This is a genomic window from Streptomyces sp. A18, from assembly GCF_059026065.1.
The window spans coordinates 82,319-109,300 of the sequence record NZ_JBWLKL010000022.1; the positions used below are offsets into that span (position 1 = coordinate 82,319).

Annotated in this window: 22 protein-coding genes; 14 read left to right on the plus strand and 8 right to left on the minus strand. The window is 71.1% G+C overall.

All coding sequences use genetic code 11. The features are described 5' to 3' along the window. Positions 1 to 50: 50 nt before the first annotated feature. From AC5P1C_RS28385 to AC5P1C_RS28400, 4 genes are all read left to right on the plus strand, one after another. Positions 51 to 674, plus strand: a complete 624-nt coding sequence (locus AC5P1C_RS28385; protein WP_493868785.1) for a hypothetical protein — start codon at positions 51 to 53, stop codon at positions 672 to 674. Between the two features lie 279 nt (positions 675 to 953). Beyond that, positions 954 to 1,133: a hypothetical protein gene (locus AC5P1C_RS28390; protein WP_493868786.1), complete on the plus strand. Its 180-nt coding sequence runs from the start codon at positions 954 to 956 to the stop codon at positions 1,131 to 1,133. 59 nt (positions 1,134 to 1,192) lie between these two features. After that, positions 1,193 to 4,306, plus strand: coding sequence for a helix-turn-helix transcriptional regulator (locus AC5P1C_RS28395; protein ID WP_493868787.1), 3,114 nt, complete (start codon positions 1,193 to 1,195; stop codon positions 4,304 to 4,306). Between the two features lie 89 nt (positions 4,307 to 4,395). Further along, complete coding sequence (locus AC5P1C_RS28400) at positions 4,396 to 4,686, plus strand: DUF6191 domain-containing protein (protein WP_493868788.1); 291 nt, start codon at positions 4,396 to 4,398, stop codon at positions 4,684 to 4,686. A 29-nt stretch (positions 4,687 to 4,715) separates the two neighbouring features. On the opposite strand, the gene AC5P1C_RS28405 is transcribed toward AC5P1C_RS28400, so the two are convergent. Together AC5P1C_RS28405 and AC5P1C_RS28410 are read right to left on the minus strand one after the other, a co-directional pair. Then, positions 4,716 to 5,888, minus strand: coding sequence for a PQQ-dependent sugar dehydrogenase (locus AC5P1C_RS28405; protein ID WP_493868827.1), 1,173 nt, complete (start codon positions 5,886 to 5,888; stop codon positions 4,716 to 4,718). Positions 5,889 to 6,121: 233 nt separating this feature from the next. Next, positions 6,122 to 7,114 carry an aldo/keto reductase gene (locus tag AC5P1C_RS28410; RefSeq protein ID WP_493868789.1) on the minus strand — a complete coding sequence of 331 codons (993 nt, stop codon included), beginning with the start codon at positions 7,112 to 7,114 and terminating at the stop codon, positions 6,122 to 6,124. Positions 7,115 to 7,211: 97 nt separating this feature from the next. On the opposite strand from AC5P1C_RS28410, the gene AC5P1C_RS28415 reads away from it, so the two are divergent. The 6 genes from AC5P1C_RS28415 (at position 7,212) to serA (ending at position 17,051) form a co-directional block, all read left to right on the plus strand. Then, positions 7,212 to 8,162, plus strand: a complete 951-nt coding sequence (locus AC5P1C_RS28415) for a 2-hydroxyacid dehydrogenase (RefSeq protein ID WP_493868790.1) — start codon at positions 7,212 to 7,214, stop codon at positions 8,160 to 8,162. Between the two features lie 374 nt (positions 8,163 to 8,536). Beyond that, on the plus strand, positions 8,537 to 11,473 hold the full coding sequence (locus tag AC5P1C_RS28420) for a putative bifunctional diguanylate cyclase/phosphodiesterase (protein WP_493868791.1): 2,937 nt from the start codon (positions 8,537 to 8,539) through the stop codon (positions 11,471 to 11,473). 233 nt (positions 11,474 to 11,706) lie between these two features. Beyond that, positions 11,707 to 13,554 (plus strand): acetolactate synthase large subunit, encoded by a 1,848-nt coding sequence (locus AC5P1C_RS28425; RefSeq protein WP_493868792.1) that lies wholly within the window; start codon positions 11,707 to 11,709, stop codon positions 13,552 to 13,554. Positions 13,555 to 13,583: 29 nt separating this feature from the next. Beyond that, positions 13,584 to 14,111, plus strand: coding sequence for an acetolactate synthase small subunit (gene ilvN, locus AC5P1C_RS28430; RefSeq protein ID WP_160507374.1), 528 nt, complete (start codon positions 13,584 to 13,586; stop codon positions 14,109 to 14,111). Positions 14,112 to 14,220: 109 nt separating this feature from the next. Further along, positions 14,221 to 15,219, plus strand: a complete 999-nt coding sequence (gene ilvC / locus AC5P1C_RS28435; protein ID WP_493868793.1) for a ketol-acid reductoisomerase — start codon at positions 14,221 to 14,223, stop codon at positions 15,217 to 15,219. A 227-nt stretch (positions 15,220 to 15,446) separates the two neighbouring features. Then, complete coding sequence (gene serA / locus AC5P1C_RS28440) at positions 15,447 to 17,051, plus strand: phosphoglycerate dehydrogenase (RefSeq protein WP_493868794.1); 1,605 nt, start codon at positions 15,447 to 15,449, stop codon at positions 17,049 to 17,051. Positions 17,052 to 17,189: 138 nt separating this feature from the next. On the opposite strand, the gene AC5P1C_RS28445 is transcribed toward serA, so the two are convergent. Next, positions 17,190 to 18,356, minus strand: coding sequence for a PucR family transcriptional regulator (locus tag AC5P1C_RS28445; protein WP_493868795.1), 1,167 nt, complete (start codon positions 18,354 to 18,356; stop codon positions 17,190 to 17,192). A 179-nt stretch (positions 18,357 to 18,535) separates the two neighbouring features. Between AC5P1C_RS28445 and AC5P1C_RS28450 the strand changes: the two genes are divergently transcribed. Both AC5P1C_RS28450 and pruA read left to right on the plus strand, forming a co-directional pair. After that, positions 18,536 to 19,462 carry a proline dehydrogenase family protein gene (locus AC5P1C_RS28450; RefSeq protein WP_493868796.1) on the plus strand — a complete coding sequence of 309 codons (927 nt, stop codon included), beginning with the start codon at positions 18,536 to 18,538 and terminating at the stop codon, positions 19,460 to 19,462. A 67-nt stretch (positions 19,463 to 19,529) separates the two neighbouring features. Then, positions 19,530 to 21,161, plus strand: a complete 1,632-nt coding sequence (gene pruA, locus AC5P1C_RS28455) for an L-glutamate gamma-semialdehyde dehydrogenase (protein ID WP_493868797.1) — start codon at positions 19,530 to 19,532, stop codon at positions 21,159 to 21,161. Between the two features lie 132 nt (positions 21,162 to 21,293). Here pruA and AC5P1C_RS28460 read toward each other — a convergent pair whose 3' ends face one another. Next, positions 21,294 to 21,674 (minus strand): MerR family transcriptional regulator, encoded by a 381-nt coding sequence (locus tag AC5P1C_RS28460; protein ID WP_493868798.1) that lies wholly within the window; start codon positions 21,672 to 21,674, stop codon positions 21,294 to 21,296. A 68-nt stretch (positions 21,675 to 21,742) separates the two neighbouring features. Between AC5P1C_RS28460 and AC5P1C_RS28465 the strand changes: the two genes are divergently transcribed. Beyond that, positions 21,743 to 22,882 carry an alkene reductase gene (locus AC5P1C_RS28465; protein ID WP_493868799.1) on the plus strand — a complete coding sequence of 380 codons (1,140 nt, stop codon included), beginning with the start codon at positions 21,743 to 21,745 and terminating at the stop codon, positions 22,880 to 22,882. On the opposite strand, the gene AC5P1C_RS28470 is transcribed toward AC5P1C_RS28465, so the two are convergent. The 4 genes from AC5P1C_RS28470 to AC5P1C_RS28485 are packed head-to-tail and all read right to left on the minus strand — an operon-like array spanning position 22,861 to position 26,303. Next, a complete protein-coding gene (locus AC5P1C_RS28470) occupies positions 22,861 to 23,568 on the minus strand; it encodes a nitroreductase family protein (protein ID WP_493868800.1) in 708 nt (235 codons plus the stop codon). The two genes, AC5P1C_RS28465 and AC5P1C_RS28470, sit on opposite strands and share 22 nt — an antisense overlap. 19 nt (positions 23,569 to 23,587) lie before the next feature. After that, the gene (locus AC5P1C_RS28475) at positions 23,588 to 24,829 is read right to left on the minus strand and encodes a lysophospholipid acyltransferase family protein (protein WP_493868801.1); all 1,242 of its coding nucleotides are present in this window, start codon (positions 24,827 to 24,829) and stop codon (positions 23,588 to 23,590) included. A gap of 2 nt (positions 24,830 to 24,831) precedes the next feature. Next, on the minus strand, positions 24,832 to 25,695 hold the full coding sequence (locus AC5P1C_RS28480) for a phosphatidate cytidylyltransferase (protein ID WP_493868802.1): 864 nt from the start codon (positions 25,693 to 25,695) through the stop codon (positions 24,832 to 24,834). Further along, positions 25,692 to 26,303, minus strand: coding sequence for a CDP-alcohol phosphatidyltransferase family protein (locus AC5P1C_RS28485; protein ID WP_493868803.1), 612 nt, complete (start codon positions 26,301 to 26,303; stop codon positions 25,692 to 25,694). Before AC5P1C_RS28485 ends, AC5P1C_RS28480 begins: the two co-directional genes overlap by 4 nt. Between AC5P1C_RS28485 and AC5P1C_RS28490 the strand changes: the two genes are divergently transcribed. Next, complete coding sequence (locus AC5P1C_RS28490; protein WP_493868804.1) at positions 26,302 to 26,907, plus strand: GNAT family N-acetyltransferase; 606 nt, start codon at positions 26,302 to 26,304, stop codon at positions 26,905 to 26,907. The two genes, AC5P1C_RS28485 and AC5P1C_RS28490, sit on opposite strands and share 2 nt — an antisense overlap. The last annotated feature ends 75 nt before the right edge of the window (positions 26,908 to 26,982 follow it).

Genomic DNA, 26,982 nt, shown 5'->3' on the forward strand with positions numbered 1-26,982 from the left:
GGCGCGGCTCGTTAAGAAACTTCTCAGACTCCGTCCGTACGGTGCGGAGCATGGGAACTAAGACAGAGGACGAGATCGCGGCCGAGGCGGCCGCAAAGCCCGCAGAGTCGGAGGTCGTGGACACCAAGGACGACGCCGCCAAGGACGACGCCACAAAGGTGGACGCCGTCAAGGTGGAGAAGGGCGCCGCGTCCGAGGACGCCGTTGACGTCGATGACGACGACGCGGAGGACGACGCGGACGAGCTCGTCGTGGTCGAAGAGGTCGCTCCGGCCAAGTCCAGTGGCGTCTTCCAGGGCGCCGCGGCCGTGGTCTCCGCCGCTCTCGGTGTGATCGGCCTCTCCGGCGGCTGGCTCGGCACGGTCGCCGCGGCACGCTCGAACATCGTCGGCCAGCTGGAGACCAAGCAGTCGGCGAGCGTCGCCGACCAGATCCAGGCCCTGTACGGCGACTCCTGGCAGATCACGGCGCTGATCGCCGGCGCGTTCGCGCTCGCCGCGCTGGTCGTCGGGTTCGTCGTCCTGGTCAAGCCCGCGTTCGGCGCGCCGGACCAGGTGCAGGCACCGTGGATCAAGTCGGTCGCCTGGGCGGGTGTCGCCCTGGGCGTCATCGGCCTGCTGCTGGCCATCGCCAAGTACTCGGACCTGATCTTCGGTCTGCCGTCGACGAGTTGATGGCAATGGAGTGTCCGCAACGCCGGTGAGCTGAATCCACAGCTCACCGGCGTTCTGCGTTGAGGACCGGATAGGACCGGATAGGACCGGAGCAGGGTCCTAGGCAGCTCGCTGGGTCTGCCCAAGGTCCCTAAGGCCCCCTCCCACCCGCCTAAGGCCCCCCACCCCCTCAAGATGCGGCACTCTCCCGATGTGCCGCCCCTGCCTGGGAGACGAAAGTAAAGGCATCGCAGAAAGCGAAGCCGGACACCGGACGTCACACCAGCTCAGGGAGTCGAAATGTTCGAGTACGAGATGCACCAGCTCCGCGCCGCCGACCTCACCCGTGAGGCCGACCACCGCCGCCTCCTCCGCGAGGTGCGTGCGGCCAAGGCGGCCCGCCGTCGCTCGGCCGGCCACGCATCCGATGGGCGGGTGAGTACCGGCCAGTGGAGGACCCGCTTCACCCGGGCCGCCTGATGAACGCGGGCTCTTCTGCCCTCGGAATATCCGCTGCCGTGAGGCCCGCACCCTGTGCGATGCTCACCGCTGTGGAGACCAGGTCCGTGAGCCCCGTGTTCGTCGGCCGCGCCGATGAACTGGGCGTACTGAACGACGCACTCGCCCGTGCCAAGGGGAAGACCCCCGGCACGGGCGAGCCGCAGGCATTGCTGCTCGGCGGCGAGGCGGGCGTCGGCAAGACCCGCCTCGTCGAGGAGTTCACCGCCGCTGCCTGTGCCGAAGGAGCCGTCGTCGCGCTCGGCGGCTGCGTCGAGATCGGCGCGGACGGCCTGCCGTTCGCCCCCTTCTCCAGCGCCCTGCGTTCCCTGCGCCGCCAGCTGCCCGACGAGGTGGACGCCGCTGCCGCCGACCAGGAGGGCGAGCTCGCCCGGCTGTTGCCCGAGCTGGGCGAGGCCCCGCAGCGCCGCCGCGGCACCGACGCCCAGCACGACGAGGAAGGCATGGCCCGCCTCTTCGAGCTGACCGTCCGCCTCCTGGAGCACATAGCCGCCGACCGCCCTGTGGTCATCGCCCTGGAGGACCTGCACTGGGCCGACGCCTCCACCCGCCACCTCCTCGCCTACCTCTTCCGCACGCTGCGCAGCGGTCACCTCGTCGTCGTCGCGACGTACCGCGCCGACGACATCCACCGTCGCCACCCGCTGCGTCCGCTCCTCGCCGAGCTCGACCGCCTGCGCACGGTGCGGCGCATCGAACTGCCCCGCTTCAGCAAGGGCGAAGTCGCCCGGCAGATGGCGGGGATCCTCAGCGCCGAGCCCGCGCAGTCCCTGGTGGACGACGTCTTCGACCGCTCGGACGGCAACGCCTTCTTCGTCGAGGAGCTCGCCGCCGCCTCGCACGGCGGCAGCTGCGCGAGCCTCACGGACTCCCTGCGCGATCTCCTCCTCGTACGCGTCGAAGAGCTGCCCGAGGACAGCCAGCGGGTGGCCAGGATCGTCGCCGAGGGCGGCTCGAACGTCGAGTATCCGCTGCTCGCCGCGGTCGCGGGGCTCGCGGAGGACGACCTGATCGAGGCGCTGCGGGCCGCCGTCGGAGCCAACATCCTGCTGCCGTCGCCCGATGGCGACGGCTACCGCTTCCGGCACTCCCTGGTGCGCGAGGCCGTCGGCGACGACCTGCTGCCCGGTGAACGCTCCCGGATCAGCCGCCGGTTCGCCACGGCCCTCGAGGCCGACCCCTCACTCGTCGCCGCCGACCAGCGCGCCACCCGCCTCGCCAGCTACTGGTACCACGCGCACGACGCGGCGAAGGCCCTGCCCGCCGTCCTCCGTGCCTCCGTCGAGGCCCGCCGCCGCTACGCGTACTCCGAGCAGCTGCGCCTGCTCGAACGGGCGATGGAGCTGTGGGACGGCGCCCCCGAAGACGTACGCCTCGAACTGCGCCCCCTCGACTACGCAGAGGTCTACCCGCCCTGCGGCTGCGACCCCGACACCACATCCCTGCGCTACCTCGACCTCATGGCGGAGGCCGCCGTCGCCGGCCGCCTCTGCGGCGAGCGGGAACGCGCCCTGAAGATCACCAAGCGTGCGCTGCGCCTCCTCGACGACGACAAGGACCCCCAGCGCGCCGCCTGGTTCTGGATCCAGTGCTCCCGGCTCGTCTCGACGCTCGGCCGCGGCGACGGCTGGGCGGAGATCGCCACCGCGCAGGAGCTGGTCCGCGGCCTGCCGCCGTCCGAGGTGCACGCGGAGGTCCTCACGAACGTCGCCTCCTGGGGCATGCTCCACGACCCCGGCGCACAGACCCTGGCAGCGGCCCAACGAGCCGTCGAGTACGCCCGGATGGTCAAGGCCGAGGAGATCGAACTCAACGCCCGGCTCATACTCGGCGGCCTCCTGGTCGACGCGGGCGACGTCGACGAGGGGTTCGCGGAGATGTACGCGGTCAGGGACCGGTGCGTGGCGCCGCCCGGCCTGGTCTCCCGGATCCCGCACATCCATGTCAACCTGCCGTCCGTGCTCGAAGGCGCGGGCCGGTCCCTGGAGTCCCTGGAGGTCGGTGACCAGGGCCTCGCGCTCTGCCGGAAGTACGGACTCACGGACACCGAGAGCTGGATCCTGGTCAACAAGGCGGAGACCCTTGTCTCGCTGGGCCGTTGGGACGAGGCGGTCGACGCCTCCGAGGCGGCCCGCCGCGGCGCGCTGAGCGTCAAGCCGCGGGGCGGGGCGGCCCTGCACCAGGCCACCGTCGCCCTCGGCCGGGGCGACCTGACGGAGGCCGCCGCCCAACTGACCACCGCCCGCGGCCACTACGGCACGCACATCCACATGCCGCAGTACTCCCTGCCCATGGTCACCGCCGCCCTCAGCGTCGCGGCGGCGGACCCCGACCGCGCGGCCGGTGTCGCCGCGGCACGCGGCGAGCTCGAACGGGTCCTGGCCGCGGGTTTCCCGCCCGGCACCCAGCGCTACACCTGGCCCCTGCTGCTCGCCGCCGCCACCTCGGAGGCAGAGACGCGCGGCCTGCCCGCCGCCGAGCCCGGACGGACCGAGGCCATCGACAGCATCCGACGGGCCGCCGGGAAACTCCCCACCCCCATGGCGGTCTGGGCCGCCCACGAGAAGTGGGTACGCGCCGAGCTCCTCCGCGCAGAGGACCGCGACACCCCCGCCGACTGGTCCGCCACCGTCACCGCGCTCGAACCCCTCGACCGCCCCTACGACCTCGCCCGCGCCCGCCTCCGCCTGGCCGAATCCCTCCTCGCGACCTCGGGCGCGGGCGTGGGCGCCGAAGCGGATCGCGAGCGTGCCGCCGGTCTGCTGCGGCAGGCCCGTGAGGTCGCCGAACGCCTCGGGGCACGGCCCCTCGCCGAGTCCGTCTCCGGGCTCGCCCAGCGCGCCCGCCTCACGCTGAACGACGACGACCAGGCCGCCGCGGGCGCCCACCTCACCCCGGTCGACCCCGCCGAGGCCCTCGGTCTCACCAGCCGGGAGCGGGACGTGCTCCGCCTCGTCGCCGCGGGCCGCAGCAACCGCCAGATCGCCGAGGAGCTCTTCATCTCCCCGAAGACGGCGAGCGTCCACGTCTCCAACATCCTCGCCAAGCTGGGCGTCGCGGGCCGCGGCGAGGCCGCCGCCCTGGCCCACCGCCTGCGCCTGTTCCCCGCGGAACGTGCACGGCCAACGGGCTGACCTGCGCTTTCCCGCCCCCGACGGGCCCCGGTGGATTACGGGGCCGCTCACTTACGCTGGTAGGAGGAACTCGGCCGCCAGGAGGCGCAGTGTTCAACCCGATCGAGCTTTTCCAGCCCGGCCGCAAACACACGGACGACGAGCAGAAGCGGCTGGAGCTGAGCCGGGTCGACGTGGCCGACGGCGACCCGAGCCGCGGCCCGATAGACCTGACCTCCGGCAAGGTGGTGGTGAGGGTTCCGCAGCAAGGGGAGACGAAGCCGGACGCGGAGGCGAAGGCAGAGGCGGACTCGGAGGCGGAGGCGGACTCAGGGGCGGAACCTGAGCCGGAGACGAAGCCGACCCCCGAGCCCGCCCCGGACCCTGCGCCCGAGAACTAGCCCGGCCGCCCCTACTGCCCCTACTGCCCCTACCGCACCGTCACCTCAAGAATCTTGTCGTCCCCCTCCTCCGGCGTGCCCCGGGAATCCGTCTCGTTCGTCACCAACCACAGCTTGTCGGCGCCCGCCGCGACGACCGTGCGCAGGCGGCCGTGCTCGCCCTCCAGGAAGGACTGGGGTTCCACGGTGCCGTCCACACCACGGACCGGGATGCGCCACAGGCGCTCGCCGCGCAGGCCCGCCATCCAGATCGAGCCCTCGGCATAGGCGATGCCGCTGGGGGAGGCCTCTGAGGTCTTCCACTGGGCCACCGGGTCGTTGAAGCCCTCCTCGCCACCCTTGCCCTCCACCTCCGGCCACCCGTAGTTGTCGCCGGCCTTGATCTCGTTCAGTTCGTCCCAGGTGTCCTGGCCGAACTCCGCCGCCCAGAGCCGCTTCTCCTCGTCCCAGGCCAGGCCCTGCACATTGCGGTGGCCGTACGAGTAGACAGGGGAGTCGCCGAACGGGTTGCCCTGGGCCGGGTCGCCGTCCGCTGTGAGGCGGAGGATCTTGCCGCCGAGTGACTTCTTGTCCTGGGCCAGGCCCGTGTCGCCCGTCTCGCCCGTGCCCGCGTACAGCATCTTGTCCGGGCCGAAGGCGATCCGGCCGCCGTTGTGGACCACCCCCTTGGGGATGCCCTTGAAGATCGTGTCCGGAGCGCCCAGCTGCTGGCCCGAGGGCTTCTTCTCGTCGTACAGCATGCGGGTGATGCGGTTGTCCGACTCGGTGGTGAAGTACGCGTACACCATGTGGTCCGATGCGTACGCCGGAGAGAGCGCCAGGCCCATCAGGCCGCCCTCGCCCGCGGGGGAGACGCCGGGGACCTTGCCCAGCTCGGTCTTCTTCCCCGTCTTGCCGTCGACGCGGGTGATGGTCCCCTCGTCCCGTGAGGACACCAGCAGGTCTCCGCCGGGGAGCGGTGCGAGGCCCCAGGGTGACTTCAGGTCCTCGGTGAGTGTCTTGGTGACCGTCGCCGATCCCTTGTCCGGCGGGGCCTCGCCGGCGCGCGGCTTTCCGGTGGATGTCCCGTCCGACGTCGCAGGGCTCGACTCGGCGCTCTTCCCGTTCTCCGGCGCGTCTGAGCCCCCGGACGAGCAACCGGCCGTGAGGACGAGGGCGGCGGCGGCCAATGCGGCAGTGACAGCAGGTCGTTGCACGATCAGGTTCCCTTCGACGCAGCGCTTCTACTGTTCATACACCGCTCGGTCCCCTCAGGTTCCCAACCCGCCACCGCCGACACCCGCCACCGCCGGTCCGCGAGCCCGTCGGTCCGCGAGCCCGTCGGTCCGCGAGCCCGCCGATCCCGTGAGCCCGCCGATCCGGCGAGCCCGTCGCCGTCGTCAGTCTCACGAACCCGCCGTCGTCGTCAGACCCCACGAGCCCGCCGCCGTCGTCGTCAGTCCCACGAGCCCATCGCCGACGGCAGTGCCGCGATCTCCGCCAGGTCGGCCCCGGTCAGCTCCAGCGACGCCGCCCCCGCGTTCTGCACCGCCCACCGCTCCCGCTTGGCCCCGGGAATCGGCACCACATCGCGGCCCTGCGCGAGCACCCACGCCAGCGCCACCTGCGCGGGTGTCGCCCCGTGCCGTTCGGCCACCCGGCGCAGGCCCACCACCAGCGGCTGGTTGGCGGCCATCATCTCCGCGGTGAAGCGGGGATGCCGGGCCCGCACGTCGTCCGGCTCGAAGCCCTGCCCCGGCGTCAGCGTCCCCGTGAGGAAACCGTTCCCCAGCGGCATCGCGGCCAGGAACCCGACACCGCGCGAAGCGCACCACGGCAGCAGCGTCTCCAGCGCCTCGGGCGACCACACCGAGAGCTCGGCCTGCACCGCGCTGACCGGGAAGACCTGCTGGACCCGCTCCAGTTGCCGGATCGTCCCCTCGTGCAGCCCGCTGCCCTCGCGCCGCGAAGCACGGGCACCCACCGCGCACAGCCCCAGCGCCCGCACCTTCCCCGCGGCGACGAGCTCGGCCATCGCGCCCCAGGTCTCCTCGACGGGCACCTCGGGGTCGGCGCGGTGCAGCTGGTACAGGTCGATCGTCTCGGTCTGCAGCCGCCTGAGCGACGCGTCGCAGGCCCGCTTCACATAGCCGGGGCGGCCGTTGGCGACGATGTGCTGCTCGCCCACGAGGAGCCCGCACTTGGTGGACACGAAGGCCTCGGCCCGCCGCTCCTTCAGCGCGCGCCCCACAAGGAGCTCGTTGGTGAACGGCCCGTACATGTCCGCCGTGTCCAGCAGGGTCGAGCCCTGGTCGAGCGCGGCGTGCACGGTGCGCAGCGACTCCTCGCCCCGCTGCCGCGAGCCGGTGTACGCCCAGCTCATCGGCATGCAGCCGAGCCCGACCGCACCCACCCCGAGCGCTGCCGCGCCGATCGTCCTGCGGTCCACCTGGCCGTGCCCTCCCACCTCGAGTCCGAGCGGCCCCCAACGTAACCTCTGCCTCCCCCTACGTGACGTGCGGCCTGTGCGCATTAGCCTCCTGACCATGACGACAGACGTATGGCTCCCCTTTGCCGCGGACGAGATCGAAGGCCTGCCCGGAGCAGCCGAAGCCGGGCTCAACTACCGCTTCTGGGACGGCGGCCCGGACTTCCCCGCGGACCCGGCCGACTGCGCGTTCTACGCGGTGCCCTATCTGAAGGGTGCGGAGACCTCCGTACGGCCGCTGCCCGAGATGACATCCGTACGCGCCGTACAGACGCTCACCGCGGGCATCGACCACGTCCAGGGCGGGCTCAAGTTCCTCGCGCCGGGCGTGCAGTTGTGCAATGCCAAGGGAGTGCACGAGGCCAGCACCGCCGAGCTGGCACTCGCCCTCGTCCTCGCGTCCCTGCGCGGCCTCCCCCGATTCGTCGAAGGACAGCGGCAGGAGGACTGGCGGTCCGGGTTCTATCCGGCGCTCGCCGACAAGTCCGTGCTGATCGTCGGCTACGGATCGATCGGTTCCGCCATCGAGGACCGGCTCGCTCCCTTCGAGTGCGCGCGGGTGGCGCGCGTCGCGCGCTCTGCACGTGCCACGGAGCGCGGCCCCGTGCACCCGCTCGCCGAACTCCCCGCGCTGCTCCCCGACGCCGATGTGGTCATCCTCTCCACGCCCCTCACCGACACCACCCGTGGCCTGGTGAACGGCGACTTCCTGGCCCGGATGAAGGACGGCGCACTGCTGGTGAACGTCGCGCGCGGCCCCGTCGTCGACACCAAAGCGCTCCTCGCCGAACTGGAGAGCGGCCGGATCACGGCCGCGCTCGATGTCACCGATCCGGAACCGCTGCCCGCGGGGCACCCCCTGTGGCACGCTCCTGGAGTGCTCATCAGCCCGCACGTGGGCGGATCGACCTCCGCCTTCCTGCCCCGCGCCAAGCGCCTGCTCGCCGCGCAGCTGACCCGTTTCGTCGCCGGGGAACCCCTCGGCAACGTCGTCCTGACGACCGAGTAGCGCACCAAGCCGCCGTCGCCCAGGGCTCGTTCGAGCACGCTCCGCACTTGTGTGTGTGCGTCCTGTGCCCACTTCGTCATGGGCAGTCACTGAGCGTAGAGAAGCTATGTCCCTGAGTGACGAGACTGGTGTATCGTCCCGACAGGGGCTGCGCCGTGGACCGTTCGGCGGCGGGGGACGAGACATCAGACGCGAGGGGGGCGACGGGCGATGTACGGCCAATGGGCGAACGATCCGACGCGGCGAGGTCGCCGGCGACGACACTCGCACGAACCGGCTCGCAGTCGGACACGCGACGGATACGCACCCGAGATCCCGGAGCCGACCAGTCACGGGAGGCGGACGGGCCGGGCGGCACGGACCAGGGCGGCCCGGTGAGCACCCGTCCGTCACCCGCCACCGCCCTGGAGGGCGGCGGAGGCCTGACGGCGCAGATGCCGCCCGGTGCGCCATTGATCCGGCGCCCCGCCCCCGACGGCAACGCGGGCCTGGTGACGCAGATCGCGCTCCTGGTGGTCTGCGGCGGGTACGCCACCGGAGCCGCGCTGGGCTGGGGTTCGGACCGGGCCGCCCTGATCATGGGTGACTTCGGCCTGAGCGTCGCGGCGGCAGCCGCCGCGGTCTCCTGCTTCCGCTACTCGCGCACTCGTCGCAGCCGCTTTCGACCCGCATGGCTGCTGTTCGCGCTCTCCTCCGCGATGGCGGCCGTGGGCAACGGAGTGTGGGGCTGGTACGAGGTCGTGCTCGACCAGCCCGTGCCGAGCCCGGGTCTCGCCGATCTGTTCTTCCTCTGCTTCGCGCCGCCCGCCATCATCGGCCTGCTCGTGCTCGCCAAGCGGCCGGTGACCAAGGCCGGTTGGGTCTGCCTCGCGCTCGACGCCTGGCTCATCGGCGGCTCGCTGCTCACGCTCTCCTGGAGCCTGGCGCTCGCGCACACGGCGCAGTTCGAAGGCCAGAGCGTGGCGCACGCCGCGCTCTCGCTCGCCTATCCGCTGCTCGACATCGCGTTGGTCAGCATGGTCCTCGCGCTGCACTTCAGACGCTCCTCCGCCAACCGCACGGCGGTGAACACGGCGATCGGCGCCCTCGCGCTGACCGTCATGTGCGATGCGATGTTCACCTCGCCTCTGCTGCACGACAGTTACCGCTCGGGCGAGATGCTGGACGCGGGCTGGTTCGCGGGATCGCTGCTCCTCGCGTACGCGCCCTGGGCGGCGCCCTGGCACAAGCGCGCGGACGTCGCACAGCACGCGCGCGTGGAGCACGACGGCGACTCCGAGGGCACACGAGCCGCCGCCACCCGGCCGATCGCCGGATCACTGGCCGCGCTCACGCCGTATCTGGCCGCCGCCGTCTGCACGTTGGGGATTCTCTACAACGTACTGAGTGGTCGCAGCGTCGACGAAGTCGTGCTCTTCACCGCGGGCACGGTCGTGCTCGCCCTGGTCGTGCGCCAGGGCATCATGCTCCTGGACAACATCACGCTCACCCAGGAACTGGCCCAGAAGGAGAACCACTTCCGCTCCCTGGTCCAGGGTTCGAGCGACGTCATCATGATCGCCGCTCCGAACGGCATCCTCCACTACGTCAGCCCGGCCGCCTCAGGGGTCTACGGCCGCGACGCCGAGGAGCTCATGGGCTCCGAACTGGCCTCGCTCATGCACCCCGAGGACCTGGGCCGCGTGGTCCACGAGGTCCGCAGATTCCTCACCGCGAACCCCCTCGAAGAGCCCACGACCCGCATCGAGTGCCGCTTCAAGTCCGGTGACGGCGACTGGCTGAACGTGGAGTCCACGGTCAACCGCCACCAGGGCGGCCTCATCTTCAACAGTCGGGACGTCACCGAACGGGTCCGCCTCCAGGCGCAGTTGCAGCACAACGCCGAGCACGACCCGCTCACCGACCTGCCCAACCGCGCCCTGTTCACCCGCAGGGTCGCGCAGGCGCTCACCGGCCGCAGGGTCACCGACCGGGGCACGGCCGTGCTCTTCATCGACCTGGACGGCTTCAAGGCGGTCAACGACACCATCGGCCACCAAGCGGGAGACGAGCTCCTGATCCAGGCGGCCCGCCGCCTTCAGGAGGCCGTCAGGTCCGGGGATTGCGCGGCCCGGCTTGGCGGCGACGAATTCTCCGCGCTGATCGTGGGTGACGGCACCCGCGACCAGGCCGCACGCGAACAGCACATCTGCGAACTCGCCGACCGTCTCAGAATCACCCTCTCCCAGCCCTACGCGATCGACGGCAACGACGTGCGCGTGGCGGCGTCCATCGGCGTGGCCTTCGCCGAACCGGGCATCGGCGCGGGGGAGTTGCTGCGCAACGCAGACCTCGCGATGTACCGCGCGAAAGCCGCGGGCAAGGGCCGCGTCGAGCTGTACGCTCCCCAGATGCAGGCCGATGTCGTACGCAAGGCGGAGCTGGCCACGAGGCTTCGCACCGCCCTGCACGACGGCGAGTTCGCGCTGCTCCACCAGCCGGTGGTCTCCCTGGACGACGGGCGCATCACCTCCGTCGCCGCCCAGGCGCGCTGGCGCTCGGCGCAGGGCATCCTCTTCACGCCGGGCGAGTTCCTGCGCGTGGCCGACGGCGCGGACTCCCAAGAAGGCGCCCGCACCGCCGAGCTGGGCCGCTGGACGCTGGAGGAAGCCGTCCAGCAGGCCGCTGAGCGCGGCGCCACGGGCCATGCGACGCCCGTGGCCGTCCGTATCAGCGCGCGGCGGCTCCTGGACCGCTCCATGCCGCTCGGCTCCATCGAGGCGCTCCTCACCCGGCACGGGCTGCCCTCCGGGGCACTGATCATCGAGCTCGCCGACAGCGACCCGCGCGTCCCCCTGGATGACCTGGAGCGCCGGCTGACCTCCCTGAGCAGGCTCGGCGTACGCATCGCCCTGGACGGCTTCGGGAGCGGCTATGCCGCCATCACCGCGCTGCGGAGGCTCCCTGTAGACGTGCTCAAGCTCGACCGCAGCCTCATTGAAGGAGTGGTCGAGTCCGCGCGGCTGCACAAGATCACATCCGGCCTCCTTCGCATCGCCACCGATCTGGGGCTGCGCTCCGTTGCCGACGGCGTCGATCTGCCGGAGCAGGTCATCGCCCTGCGCGCGATGGGCTGTACGCACGGACAGGGCATGGCGTTCGCCGGGCCGCTGGACGAGTACCGCCTGCGCCGCGCCCTGACGCTAGGGCGGTATCCGGTGCCGCACGGCCCCGTGGAGCCGGTCCTCGCGGGCGCTCCTCCGCTGTCGTACGGGGGAGGTGTCGAGTCCCTTGTCCGCTCACATAATGAGACCCCCGTCCCACCTACTTGACAGGCACAGTGCGCCAGGGAGAGGGTCAATGCCATGCGCACCCGAATTCTCGTACTTGGAAAGCGCGTCGGCTGAAGCTGGGAGTCACCGGTCCGAACACCGGAATCCCTGCACCCGCTCCGACGCGCTCCCCTCGCCTGCCTCACGGCACGAGGGGTTTTTTGTTGCACAGGCGCCCGCCAAATCCCCGCAAACACCCCGCACAAACCCTCAGCTTCGAGAAGAGAATGCCGATGACCGAGCAGGCCACCGGGGCCCACCATCCGCAGCCGCGGCCCCGAACCTCAGGACAGCAGTCCGCCCCCGTCGAGCACGTCACGGGTGCGCAGTCCCTCATTCGTTCTCTCGAGGAAGTCGGGGCCGACACGGTATTCGGCATCCCCGGCGGCGCCATCCTTCCCGCGTACGACCCGATGATGGACTCCACGCGCGTCCGTCACGTCCTGGTCCGGCACGAGCAGGGCGCGGGCCACGCGGCCACCGGTTACGCGCAGGCCACCGGCAAGGTCGGCGTGTGCATGGCGACGAGCGGCCCCGGTGCCACGAACTTGGTCACGCCGATCGCCGACGCCCACATGGACTCCGTGCCCATGGTCGCGATCACCGGCCAGGTGGCCTCCAAGGCGATCGGCACGGACGCCTTCCAGGAGGCGGACATCGTCGGCATCACGATGCCGATCACCAAGCACAACTTCCTGGTGACCAAGGCCGAGGACATCCCGGCGACGATCGCTGAGGCCTTCCACATCGCCTCCACCGGCCGTCCCGGACCTGTCCTGGTCGACATCGCCAAGGACGCCCTCCAGGCGCGGACCACCTTCCAGTGGCCGCCCACCCAGGACCTGCCCGGCTACCGGCCGGTGACCAAGCCGCACGCCAAGCAGATCCGCGAGGCCGCCAAGCTGATCACCGCGGCCAAGCGGCCCGTCCTCTACGTCGGCGGCGGCGTCATCAAGGCGCACGCCACCGCGGAGCTGAAGGTCCTGGCAGAGCTGACCGGAGCGCCCGTCACCACCACACTGATGGCGCTCGGCGCATTCCCCGACAGTCACGAGCTGCACGTGGGAATGCCGGGCATGCACGGAGCGGTCACCGCCGTCACCGCGCTGCAGAAGGCCGACCTGATCGTCGCCCTCGGAGCCCGCTTCGACGACCGCGTCACCGGCAAGCTGGACAGCTTCGCGCCCTTCGCGAAGATCGTCCACGCCGACATCGACCCGGCCGAGATCGGCAAGAACCGCGCCGCCGACGTGCCGATCGTCGGAGACGCCCGCGAGGTCATCGCCGACCTGATCCAGGCGGTCCAGGCCGAGCACACCGCGGGCCAGAAGGGCGACTACACCGCTTGGTGGAAGGACCTGAGCCGCTGGCGCGACACCTACCCCCTGGGCTACACGCAGCCCGAGGACGGTTCGCTCTCCCCGCAGCAGGTCATCGAGCGCGTCGGCAAGCTCGCCCCCGAAGGCACGATCTTCGCGGCGGGCGTCGGCCAGCACCAGATGTGGGCCGCCCACTTCATCGACTACGAGAAGCCCGCCACCTGGCTCAACTCCGGCGGCGCGGGCACGATGGGGTACGCGGTCCCGGCCGCCATGGGCGCCAAGGCCGGTCAGCCCGACCGCACGGTCTGGGCGATCGACGGCGACGGCTGCTTCCAGATGACCAATCAGGAACTGACCACCTGCGCGCTGAACAACATCCCGATCAAGGTCGCCATCATCAACAACGGCGCCCTGGGCATGGTCCGCCAGTGGCAGACGCTGTTCTACAACCAGCGTTACTCCAACACCGTGCTGCACAGCGGTCCCGAGGACATCGGCCCCAACAAGGGCACCCGCGTCCCGGACTTCGTGAAGCTGTCGGAGGCCATGGGCTGCGTGGCCCTGCGCTGCGAGCGTCCCGAGGACCTCGACAAGGTCATCGCCGAGGCCAACGCCATCAACGACCGCCCCGTCGTGGTCGACTTCATCGTCCACGAGGACGCCCAGGTCTGGCCGATGGTCGCAGCCGGCACCTCGAACGACGAGGTCATGGCCGCCCGCGGGGTCCGCCCCGACTTCGGCGACAACGAAGACGACTGAGACCGAGAGCGAAAGAGAGACCACGAGTCATGTCCACCAAGCACACGCTCTCCGTCCTGGTCGAGAACAAGCCCGGTGTCCTCGCCCGGATCACCGCCTTGTTCTCCCGCCGCGGCTTCAACATCGACTCCCTGGCCGTGGGCGTCACCGAGCACCCCGACATCTCACGCATCACCATCGTCGTGAACGTCGAGGACCTGCCGCTCGAACAGGTCACCAAGCAGCTCAACAAGCTCGTCAACGTCCTGAAGATCGTCGAACTCGAGCCGGCCGGCGCCGTGGCCCGCGAACTGGTCCTCGCCAAGGTCCGCGCCGACAACGAGACGCGCTCGCAGATCGTCGAGATCGTCCAACTGTTCCGCGCCAAGACCGTGGACGTCTCGCCCGAGGCGGTCACCATCGAGGCCACGGGCTCCAGCGACAAGCTGGAGGCGATGCTCAAGATGCTGGAACCCTTCGGCATCAAGGAGCTCGTCCAGTCCGGCACCATCGCGATCGGCCGCGGCTCCCGCTCCATCACGGACCGCAGCCTGCGGGCGCTCGACCGCTCGGCCTGAACCAGCCAGAACGGCCCACCGGGCACGCCCGCATACCGAGACCGTAAAACTTCCCTCACCCGCCCGCCGTACGGTGGGTCGCAACACCAGCACACATAGGAGATTTCCAGTGGCCGAGCTGTTCTACGACGACGACGCCGACCTGTCCATCATCCAGGGCCGCAAGGTCGCGGTCATCGGATACGGCAGCCAGGGCCACGCCCACGCGCTGTCGCTCCGTGACTCGGGTGTCGACGTCCGTGTCGGTCTGCACGAGGGCTCCAAGTCCAAGACCAAGGCCGAGGAGCAGGGCCTGCGCGTCGTGACCCCCTCGGAGGCCGCCGCCGAGGCCGACGTCATCATGATCCTGGTGCCGGACCCGATCCAGGCCCAGGTCTACGAGGAGTCCATCAAGGACAACCTCAAGGACGGCGACGCGCTGTTCTTCGGCCACGGCCTGAACATCCGCTTCGGCTTCATCAAGGCCCCCGAGGGCGTCGACGTCTGTATGGTCGCCCCGAAGGGCCCGGGTCACCTGGTCCGCCGCCAGTACGAGGAAGGCCGCGGCGTTCCGTGCATCGCGGCCGTCGAGCAGGACGCGACCGGCAACGGCTTCGCGCTGGCCCTCTCGTACGCCAAGGGCATCGGTGGCACGCGTGCGGGCGTCATCAAGACGACCTTCACCGAGGAGACCGAGACCGACCTCTTCGGCGAGCAGGCCGTGCTCTGCGGTGGCACCGCGGCGCTGGTCAAGGCCGGCTTCGAGACGCTGACCGAGGCCGGCTACCAGCCGGAGATCGCGTACTTCGAGTGCCTGCACGAGCTGAAGCTCATCGTGGACCTCATGTACGAGGGCGGCCTGGAGAAGATGCGCTGGTCGATCTCCGAGACCGCGGAGTGGGGCGACTACGTCACCGGCCCGCGCATCATCACGGACGCCACCAAGGCCGAGATGAAGAAGGTCCTGACCGAGATCCAGGACGGCACCTTCGCCAAGCAGTGGATGGACGAGTACCACGGCGGTCTGAAGAAGTACAACGAGTACAAGACCCAGGACGAGAACCACCTCCTGGAGACCACCGGCAAGGAGCTGCGCAAGCTCATGTCGTGGGTCGACGAAGAGGCCTGAGGCATACCGGAAACGCCGGAGGGAGTGATCTCCCTCCGGCGTTGTCCACCTCGTCCAGCCACGGACGAGTGATCCTTCCGCGGAGGCGTAAGACGACCTCCGTTGCGCCACTAGACTGCTTTCAACAATCGCGTCGGGCCCACAGCGTCGTGCGTCTTCCACGCGGCTAAGCGACACCGCATGCGGCCGTCGGGACGGCCGTCCGCATTGGACTTGTGAGGACTCACGTGAGCACTGCTGCCAACGGCAAACCGGTCGTACTCATCGCTGAAGAGCTGTCGCCCGCCACTGTCGACGCCTTGGGCCCGGACTTCGAGATCCGTCAGTGCAACGGCGCGGACCGCGCCGAGCTGCTGCCCGCCATCGCCGACGTCGACGCGATTCTGGTCCGCTCCGCGACCAAGGTCGACGCCGAGGCCATCGCGGCCGCCAAGAAGCTGAAGGTCGTCGCCCGCGCGGGCGTGGGCCTGGACAACGTGGACGTGTCCGCCGCCACCAAGGCCGGCGTGATGGTGGTGAACGCACCCACTTCGAACATCGTCACCGCAGCCGAGCTCGCCTGTGGCCTGCTCATCGCCACCGCGCGGAACATCCCCCAGGGCAGCCAGGCCCTGAAGGCCGGCGAGTGGAAGCGCTCCAAGTACACGGGCGTCGAGCTCGCCGAGAAGACCCTCGGTGTCGTGGGCCTCGGCCGCATCGGCGCCCTGGTCGCGCAGCGCATGAGCGCCTTCGGCATGAAGGTCGTCGCGTACGACCCGTACGTGCAGCCCGCGCGCGCCGCGCAGATGGGCGTCAAGGTCCTCACGCTCGACGAGCTGCTCGAGGTCTCGGACTTCATCACCGTGCACCTGCCCAAGACCCCCGAGACGGTCGGTCTGATCGGCGACGACGCACTGCACAAGGTCAAGCCCGCCGTCCGCATCGTGAACGCCGCGCGCGGCGGGATCGTCGACGAGGAGGCGCTGTACTCCGCGCTGAAGGAGGGCCGCGTCGCCGGTGCCGGTCTGGACGTGTACGCGAAGGAGCCCTGCACGGACTCCCCGCTCTTCCAGTTCGACCAGGTCGTCTGCACGCCGCACCTCGGCGCCTCGACGGACGAGGCGCAGGAGAAGGCCGGTGTCTCCGTCGCCAAGTCGGTGCGTCTCGCCCTCGCGGGCGAGCTGGTCCCGGACGCCGTGAACGTCCAGGGCGGCGTCATCGCCGAGGACGTGCGCCCCGGTCTGCCGCTCGCCGAGAAGCTCGGCCGGATCTTCACCGCCCTCGCGAGCGAGGTGGCGGCCCGTCTCGACGTCGAGGTGTACGGCGAGATCACGCAGCACGACGTGAAGGTGCTCGAACTCTCCGCGCTCAAGGGCGTGTTCGAGGACGTCGTCGACGAGACCGTTTCGTACGTGAACGCGCCTCTCTTCGCCCAGGAGCGCGGCGTCGAGGTCCGCCTCACCACGAGCTCGGAGTCCCCGGACCACCGGAACGTGGTCACGGTGCGCGGCACGATGACCGGCGGCGAGGAGATCTCGGTCTCCGGCACGCTGGCGGGCCCCAAGCACCTCCAGAAGATCGTCGCCATCGGCGAGTACGACGTGGACCTGGCGCTCGCCGAGCACATGGTCGTCCTGCGGTACGCGGACCGTCCCGGTGTCGTCGGCACCGTCGGCCGTGTCCTCGGCGAGTCGGGCATCAACATCGGCGGCATGCAGGTCGCTCGCGCTGACGTCGGCGGGGAGGCCCTTGCTGTCCTCACGGTGGATGACACCGTGCCGCAGGCGGTGCTCAACGAGTTGGCCGAGGAGATCGGGGCGGAGTCCGTCCGTGCGGTGAACCTGACCGACTAGGGGGCACCCCGAAGCTTCGGCCGCCGGTTCATCACCGGCTCCGCCGAGTTCGTCCTCAAACGCCGGGCGGGCTGGATATCTCCAGCCCGCCCGGCGTTTGTTCGGCTCACCGAGGGCATGAAGCCCGAGAGCGTGCTCTTAGAGCCGTGACGCCTTCAGGACCATGTGCAGCAACAACCGGTCCTCGCCGTCGTCCAGATCGAGGCCCGTGAGCTGCTCCACGCGCGAGAGGCGGTAGTAGAGCGTCTGGCGGTGGATGCCCAACTCCGCCGCCGTGCGGCCCGCTTGGCCCGCGCAGTCCAGGAACACCTCGGCGGTGCGGGCGAGTTCGCGATGAGCGGGGGAGAGCAACGCGCGGGCCACCGGGTCCTCGGCGGCCTCGGCGGGCAGGGAGGTGAGCAGGCGGTAGGGGCCCACCTCCGACCACTGGGCCACCGGGGCGAAACGGGGTTCGGCGCGGGCCGCGCGGGCCGCCGTCGACGCCTCCCACCAGGCGGCGCCCAGCTCGTCCAGGCCGTGCCGGGCGTTCGCGATGCCCGCCGCCGCGCCCTTCGCCGACTCCAGGAGCCGCGTGGCCGCGGACACCGCAGGGGTGCGCACGTCCGCCGAACGCAGCCGGACCAGGACCGCGAGGCTCTGGCCCGCCGTGCCCCACGGCACCGTGCACAGGGCGGTGGCCCCCTGCACCGTACGGACCGAAGGGGCGGAGTCCGGGTCGGCGGAAGGCCAGGGGGCGACGCATACCACCGCGTGCAGGCCCTCGCCGCGCGGGCCGAGCGCCGTGCGCAGGTCGGCCACCGCCATGTCCCGCTGCCAGCCGCGCTCGGCGGTCAGGACGGCCCGGAACTCCCGGGTCAGATCGGCGCCGGCCTGCGCCTCGTCGGCGAGGAGCGCGCCGATGCGGGCGGCGACCTCCATGGCCGCGGTCAGCTGGGCGTCCGTGGGCCCCGGATCGTCGTCGAGCAGCCATACGTACCCCAGGGCGAACCCCCGATGCCGTACGGGAAGGCAGATCCGCCCGCGGTGGACGCCCGCCTCCGGGGTGGGCGGGATGCGGATCGGGGCCGTCGCGCGGGTGATGCCGAAGCTCTCGAACCAGGTGCGGACCCCGGCCGTCGAGCGGCGCGTGAGGATCGAGCGGGTGCGCACCGGGTCGAGGGCCGCCGCGTCGAAGTCGCTGTCGCCGCTGTCGTGCGCGCCGAAGGCGATCAGCTCGAAGTCGCGGTTCTCCAGTGTCGCGGGGGCGCCGAGCAGCGTCGAGATCTCGTCGACCAGTTCCTGGTAATCGCCTTTCACACTGTCCATTCTGACGTAGTTCGCCCCCGCCCTCAGACAGATGTCTGAGATCCAGGGCACGGATGCGTGACAGCTGTCGATGGCCCAGGATCGGAGGGATCCTTAAGTTTCACGGTGGTTCTCCGTGCCGTATCCGGTCGTTACGCGTATCCAGGTACGGCCCCGTTCTACTCTCCGTGGAGGTGCCCGTGCTGGGTCCCGTGATCCTCGCCGCGTCGCGCAGCGACCAGATGCGCCGATTCGTTTCGGCGGCCCCGGGCACCAAGCAGGTCGTCGCCCGCTTCATCGCCGGTGAGACCGTGGATCAGGTCGTGCCGATCATCACGGACGCCGCCGACAAGGGCCTCGAGGTCACCCTCGACGTCGTCGGCGAGGACATCACCACGCCCGAGCAGGCCGCCGCCGCGCGCGACGCCTACCTGGAGCTCGTCGAGCGCCTCAAGGACCTCGGCCTCGGCACCAAGGCCGAGATGTCCATCAAGCTCTCGATGTTCGGCCAGGCCCTTGAGGGCGGCCACGAGCTGGCCCTCGCCAACGTCCGTCCGGTCGTCATCGCCGCCGCCCGGATCGGCACCACGGTCACCCTGGACGCCGAGGACCACACCACCCTCGACTCGATGTTCGCCATCCACGAGGAGCTGCGGAAGGACTTCCCGCAGACCGGCTGCGTCATCCAGTCCTACCTCTTCCGCACCGAGGACGACGCCCGCCGCCTGGCCGCCGCGGGCAGCCGCGTACGCATCGTGAAGGGCGCCTACAAGGAGCCCGCCGAGGTCGCGTACCAGGACAAGGCGGAGATCGACAAGGCGTACGTGCGCATCATGCGCATCCTGATGGAGGGCGACGGGTACCCGATGATCGGGTCCCACGACCCGCGCCTGATCTCCATCGCACAGGAGCTCGGACGGCGTGCGGGGCGCAAACTGGATGAGTACGAGTTCCAGATGCTGTACGGCATCCGCAGCGACGAGCACCTGCGGCTCGCGGCCGAGGGCCACCGGATGCGCGTCTACACCGCCTACGGCACCGACTGGTACGGATACTTCATGCGCCGCCTCGCGGAGAAGCCGGCCAACCTGCTCTTCTTCGCCCGCTCCATCCTCACCAAGGGCTGATTCCCCACAAGGGCTGAGCGCTCCTCTCCCGACTTCCCCCGACCCCCCTTAAGGAGATACGGAACTCATGGACGCCGTGACCCAGGTCCCCGCGCCGGTCAACGAGCCGGTGCACGGCTACGCACCCGGTTCCCCGGAGCGTGCCCGCCTCGAGACCAAGCTCAAGGAGCTCTCCGAGAACCCCATCGAGCTGCCGATGACCATCGGCGGTGTCAAGCGCCTCGGTGGCGGTGAGCCCTTCCAGGTCGTGCAGCCGCACAACCACAAGTCCGTCATCGGCACCGGCCGCGGCGCCACCAAGCAGGACGCCCAGGACGCGGTCGACGCCGCGCTCGCCGCCGCTCCCGCCTGGCGCGCGATGTCCTTCGACGACCGCGCCGCGATCATCCTGCGCGCCGCCGAGCTGCTCTCCACGACGTGGCGCGAGACGCTCGCCGCGTCCACGATGCTCGGCCAGTCGAAGACCGCCCAGCAGGCCGAGATCGACACTCCCTGTGAGCTGATCGACTTCTGGCGCTTCAATGTCAAGTACGCCCGTGACCTGCTCGCCGAGCAGCCCGTTGCGAACTCGACCGGCGTCTGGAACCGCCTGGACCACCGCCCGCTCGAGGGCTTCGTCTACGCGATCACGCCGTTCAACTTCACCGCGATCGCGGGCAACCTGCCCACCGCCCCGGCCCTCATGGGCAATGTGGTCGTGTGGAAGCCGTCCCCGACGCAGACGCACGCCGCCGTGCTGCTCATGCAGCTCCTGGAAGAGGCCGGTCTGCCCAAGGGCGTCATCAACCTGGTGACCGGTGACGGCAAGGCCGTCTCCGAGGTGGCCCTGACCCACCGCGACCTGGCGGGCATCCACTTCACCGGCTCGACCCCGACCTTCCAGCACCTGTGGAAGACGGTCGGCGAGAACATCGCCAACTACCGCACGTACCCGCGCCTGGTCGGCGAGACCGGCGGCAAGGACTTCGTCGTCGCGCACCCCAGCGCCGACCGCGCCATCCTCAAGACCGCCCTGACCCGTGGTTCCTTCGAGTTCCAGGGCCAGAAGTGCAGCGCGTCCTCGCGTGCGTACGTCCCCGCCTCGATCTGGAACTCCGGCTTCAAGGAGGAGTTCGCGGCCGAGGTCGACGGCATCAAGATGGGCGACGTCACGGACCTCTCCAACTTCATCGGAGCGGTCATCGACGAGCGCGCGTTCGCCAAGAACAAGGCGGCGATCGACCGCGCGGCGGCCGACCCGACCTGCACGATCGTCGCGGGCGGCACCTACGACGACTCGGTGGGCTACTTCGTCCGGCCGACCGTCGTCGAGTGCTCGGACCCGGCGAACGAGGTCTTCACGACCGAGTACTTCGGCCCGTTCCTGGCGGTCCACGTCTACGAGGACGACAAGTACGAGGAGATGCTGGCCCAGATGGAGTCGGCGTCGGACTACGCGCTGACGGGCTCGGTCATCGCGGGTGACCGCGCGGCTGCCGCCGCCACGATGGAGAAGCTCCGCTACGCGGCGGGCAACTTCTACATCAACGACAAGTCGACCGGCGCGGTCGTCGGCCAGCAGCCGTTCGGTGGCGGGCGTGCCTCGGGCACGAACGACAAGGCCGGCGCCCCGCAGAACCTGCAGCGGTGGACGCTGACCCGCGCCATCAAGGAGACGCTGGTTCCGCCGACGGAGTACGGCTACCCGCACATGGGCTGACCCCGCCCGGGGCTTCGCGGCCCCCCCTGAACCCCGTCCCCGACCTGGGCCCCACCCCGGTCGGGGGCGGTGTTGTTTTCCCCCGCGGGACGGGCGGGTGAGAAGGGGCGCCTCAGGCGGCCGAAGGTCGCCTCAGGCGACCGGAGGCGGCCCGCCGGAACCCGACGCCGCTGAGATCACCTCGTCCAGCACTCCCCGCGCCCGCAGCAGCTCCTCCACCATGCCGTCGATCCGTGCCCGCTCCACCGACAGCTGGTCCACCAGCCACGGCGTGGCCGTCTCCGACGGGCCGCCGTCCTTGTCCCGCATGCACGGAAGCAGTTGCACGATCTTCGCGCTGCACAGGCCCGCAGCGAACAGCTCCTGGATGTGGACGACCCGGTCGACCGCAGACTCCGGGTAGTCGCGGTGGCCGCCCGGTGTGCGGTCCGCGTGCAGCAGGCCCTGCTTCTCGTAGTAGCGCAGGGACCGCTCACTCACCGCGGTGCGTTCCGCCAGCTCGCCGATCCTCATGTCCACGTCCCTCCGCACTAGCTCAAGCACTTGAATCTGACACCGGTGTCAGCTTCTACCTTTCCGGCATGACGAACATGACGAACGCCTCGCTCCTCGCCCCCTATTCCGCCGCCCGCATCGGCCACCTCCCCAACCGCATCGTGATGGCCCCCATGACACGCGCCCGCGCCGCGGAGGACGGCACCCCGCTGCCCGTCGTCGCCGACCACTACGCCCAGCGCGCCGGCGCCGGACTCATCGTCACCGAAGGCATCTGGCCCAGCAGCCGTGGCCAGAGCGGCTGGCGCTACCCGGGGCTCCAGACCGCCGCACACGTGGCGGGCTGGCGGCGGGTCACCGACGCCGTGCACGCCGCCGGCGGCCGGATCTACGCCCAGCTGATGCACGGCGGCCGCAACGGCCACCCGCTGGCCCGCATCGACGGCGACCTGCCGCTCGCGCCCTCGGCCGTGACCCCGCCCGGCCACGCACACGGCCCAGACGGCACCAAGCCCGACTACGTCGCCCCGCGCGAGATGAGCATCGACGACATCCGCACGGCGGTCCAGGACTTCGCGGACGCCGCCAGCAACGCCATCGCCGCGGGCTTCGACGGGGTCGAACTGCACGGTGCCAACAGCTATTTGATCCACCAGTTCCTCGCCGACAACACCAATCTCCGCACCGACGCGTACGGCCGCGGCTCGATCGCCGACAACATCCGCTTCGCCGTCGAGGTCGTACACGCCGTCGCCGACGCCATCGGCGCCGAGCGGCTCGGGCTCCGACTCTCGCCGGGCAACCCCCAGTTCGGCATGGCGGAGGCCGATCCCGGCCCCGTCTACCGCGCTCTGCTCGACGAGATCGACGGGCTCGGTCTCGCCTACCTCCACCTCACGGACAACGACAGCTACCCCGCCCTCGCGGACCTGCGCCCGCGCTGGCACGGTCTCCTCATCGGCAACGTCGGTGAGAACGGCGATCCGACGACGTTGGAGGCGGGCGAGGCGGTCCTCGCCGAGGGCCTTGCGGATCTCGTCTCGTACGGGCGGGCCTTCATCTCCAACCCCGACCTGCCGGCGCGGTTCGCGGCAGGCGCGCCCCTCCAGGAGATCGACGCGGCCCACCTCTACACCAACGGAGCCGAGGGATACACCGACTACCCCTCCCTGGAGCGCCAGTTGGTGTCCGCTCAGGCGTCCGGTCAGACCTCGACCAGGACCTGATCCAGCGATTTCCGTACGAGATCGGGCACTTGGCAGTCCTGCGCCGGATAACCCACCGGGATCACCGCGAACGCCTTCTCGTTCTCGGGCCTGCCGAGCACCTGGGACAGGAACCGCATCGGGCTCGGCGTGTGGATCAACGCGGCAAGGCCCGAAAGATGCAGCGCGGACAGGAGCATCCCCACCGCGATGCCGACCGACTCGTCGACGTAGTAGTGCTTGTGCTTGGTGCCGTCCTCGCCCAGCCAGTAGCGCTGCTGGAAGACGACGACGAGCGCGGGCGCGTCCGTCAGATGCGGCTTCACCTCGTCCGTGCCGAGTGGCCGCAGCGCGGCCAGCCACTCCTCGCCGAGCCGTCCGTCGTACGAGACGCGCTCCTCGTGCTCGGCGGCCTCGCGGATGCGGCGGCGCACCTGCGGGTCCTGGACGAGGACGAACGTCCACGGCTGCTGGTGCGCGCCGGACGGCGCCGTCGCCGCGCACGCGATGGCGTCCCGCACGACCTGCGGGGGCACCGGGTCGGGTGCGAACTGCCGCACCGTGCGCCGCTCCCGCATCCGGGCGCGCAACTCGGCGGCCTGCGCGAGGGATTGGGCTTCGGGCATCCGCTCGGGGCGGTACGGAACGGAGCGGTAGGGCTCGCCGTGGATGGGCGTCCAGGGCCGTTCTGCGGTTTCGTCAGCCATGCCCACGAGTGTGCCCCGGTCAGCTCCACCCCGTCACGATCAATGAGAGCCCGACCGTGAATCCGCCACCGAGGAGGGCCAGATACAGACCGTAGAACCGCCGGAGGCGATGCACGAGGAACCCGAAGGCCCCGAAAGTGAGGCCCACCGTGAGGGTGCGGGAGCCGCGGGAGAGCGCCGATTGGGCCAGCCAGTCCTGCGGCGCGACGTCGGCGTGGCCCGCCTCGCGTGCGTACACCTTGAAGGGGATGCCGTTCCAGGGCTGATGGCGCACGGCGGCCGCGTCCTCGGCAGCGAGTTCGGCGCGCACCTCGGCGCGCATCCGGTCCGTGGTCAGCGGATGCGGCAACTGCATGCCCGATGCCGCCAGTTGGAGAGCGAGCAGGCTGCCCGCCAGGCTGCCCGCGAGTGCCGTGAGGGACAGCTTCAGGGCCCTGCGCGGCACCGCCACGCAGGCGATCCCCAGGAACAGTTCCGGCATCAGGGGCCAGCTCAGCGCCTCCGCGAAGGCCCAGACGAAGGCCGCCGCGAGCCCCCAGCGGGAGCCGATGACAGCGGCGGTCCGCTTGCGCGTGACGGAGTCCCTGAGCGGCTCGGCCGCCGTACGCCGATGAAGCTCCGCCACCGCGTCACGCGCCGCTTCCGGTGTGGTGTCAGGGGGCAGCGGGGCTCCGATGCGGACCCTGACCAGGGTGGGGCGGAGCTTGCCGTGCTTGGGCAGGAGGCGGGCCGTGCCGTCGATGGAGACCGGGACGATGGGCACGTCCGCCTGCCGGGCCAGGATCAGGGCGCCCTTGTGGAAGGCGCCCAGCTCGCCCTCCCGCGCGCGGGTGCCCTCGGGGAAGAGGACGACGGCGCCGCCCGCGCGCAGGGCGTCCGCCCTGGACAGGAGGTCGTCCATGCCGCCTCCGGTACGGCGCACGGGGAACCCCGCGGCGAGACGGCTGCAGATGCGGCTGCGCCAGCGGGAGGCGAACCAGTAGTCGGCGGCGGCGCCGATCGCGGGCGCGTGGCGGGCGTCAAGGGCCGCGAGGAGGGCCGCGGTGTCCGCGTGGGAGGAGTGGTTCGCCACGACGACACAGCCACCGGACGGGAGGTGACCGCGCCGCTCGACACCGCCGGTGAGGGTGAGGAGGGTCCACCACAGGGCGCGGCGGAGACGTGCCGCGCCCCGCTTCGGGCGCCGACGGTCACTGGCCGCGCAGGGCTCGTCCTCCGGCGCCGGACGGGCTGGATGTCCCGAGCGCCCCCGCGTACGCACCTTCACAGCGTCACCACCATCGTCAGCAACAGAGCGACCAGCAGCGAATCGATCCGGTCGAGGAGACCGCCGAATCCCGGCAGCCAGCTCCCCGCGTCCTTCACGCCCGCCTCGCGCTTGACCATCGACTCCAGAAGATCCCCGAGTACGCAGCCCACGAGCACCGCGCCCCACAGCACGAGGGAGAACGCGCCCACCGCGGCCAGCGCGGCGGCGGTCGCGGCGGCGGCGCCCGCGACACCCGCCCAGGTCTTGTTGGGGGAGAGCGGAGACAGCGGCCGGGACAGCGGCCCCCTGCGGCCGAGCGCCGTGCCCCCGCACCACGCCCCCACATCCCCGAAGGCCACCGCGACGCCCACCGCCACCGCCGTCTCGCCGAGAAGCACGAGCCCGCTCAGCGAGACGGGGATCCACAGCAGGCCGAAGAGGGTCCGGCAGGTGCGCGTGTAGCCGTTCGCCGCGTCACCGGAGAGCAGCGAGGCCAGCGCGGCGCCGATCAGCAGCCACCCGGCCGTCCGCAGGTCCACCGCACCAGGCGCCGCCCACGCGACCCCCGGTACCGCCAGCGCGCCCGCCCACAGCACCGCCCGCTCGCCCCGCGGCAGCCCCGCCATCCGCGCGTACTCGCCCACGGCGACCACCCCGAGCCCGGCCGCGAGCGCGAACGCCCCCGCCCGGCCAAGGAAGAACGCCCCGAGGAAGAGCGGCGCCGCCAGCGCCCAGGTCCGCCACCGCTTGCGCAACTCCGCCCGCATCCGCACCCGCGAGGGCAGCGCCGCGACGGCCACCCCACCGGCGCCGAGCACTCCGGCGACCACGGGCAACGCGCGCCCGGCGGCCTCCCCGGCGATGAACGCCGCGCTCACCGCTCGCTCCGCACATCACCGGCGGCCACCGAGGAGGCCTCCAACTCCCGCCACAGGTGCGCGAGTCGGAGCCCCACCGTAAGCACCGAACCCGCGGCGATCACCACGAGCACCGGAGCCACCCACCCGGAAGCCGCCGCGAGGACCACGAGGGCGCAGCGCTCGGTCTTGCCGACCGGGCCCCCGTTCAGGCGGGGCGCGCCCGCCGCCGCGCCCGCGAGCGACACCCACGAAGGCAGCGTCGCCGCGAGGCCCGCCGTCGCCACCAGCCACAGCGGGGCCAGCGTCAGGAAACCCGCCAGCATGGCCAGGTCGGCCGCCCGGTCGCCCAGTTCGTTCAGGAGCGCGCCGCGTCGCGACGTGCGGCCCGTGTCGCGGGCCAGCGCGCCGTCGAGGTTGGCGAAGGCGAGCCGGGCGGCGAGCAGCACGGCCACGGGGAGCGCGGCGAACGGCACCGGCAGCCAGGCGAGCGCCGCCGCCGCGCCCGCCGCGCAGACCACACCCGCCACGGTGAGGGTGTCCGGCGACACCTGGCGGCGGGCGAGCGCGCCGCGTACGCCGGACAAGCGGTCCGCGTACCAGGGCTTGAGAGCGTAGAGGCCGTTCATGGCACCGACTCTGCCGCTGCCCGGCCACCGGCAAATCGGCGTGCGTACTCAAGTTTGGCCTGAGTACGGTGGAGGGGTGACCACGCTGCGTACGGCCCATACCTGCGATCTCGACCCCGTCGAACTCCGTGCGGCCCGCGCCCTGATGGACGAGGCGTTCGACGGGGACTTCAGCGACCAGGACTGGGACCACGGCCTCGGCGGCGTGCACGCCCTCGTGCGCGACGACTCCGGCCTCCTCCTCGCGCACGGCTCCGTCGTCCAGCGCCGCGTCCTGCACAACGGCCGTTCGCTGCGCGCCGGTTATGTCGAAGCGGTCGCCGTCCGCCCGGACCGGCAGCGCCAGGGCCTCGGCGGGCAGGTGATGGGCGCCCTGGAGCGGGTGATCGACCGGGCGTACGCGCTGGGCGCGCTCTCGGCGTCGTCCCAGGGGGAGCGGCTCTACCTCGCGCGCGGCTGGCGGGAGTGGAAGGGGAAGGTCGGCACACTCGACCCGACGGGCGTGGTGCTCATGCCGGACGAGGACCCGCCGCTCCTGTGGGGCGACGGCCTCGACCCGGCACACGAGCTGCTCATCGACTGGCGCGACGGCGACATCTTCTGAGCCGACCGCCACGGTCGCCGCGCAGGCTCTCATCCGCGAGCTCGGAGCCGCCAAAGGAGGGGCAGGTAAGGACGG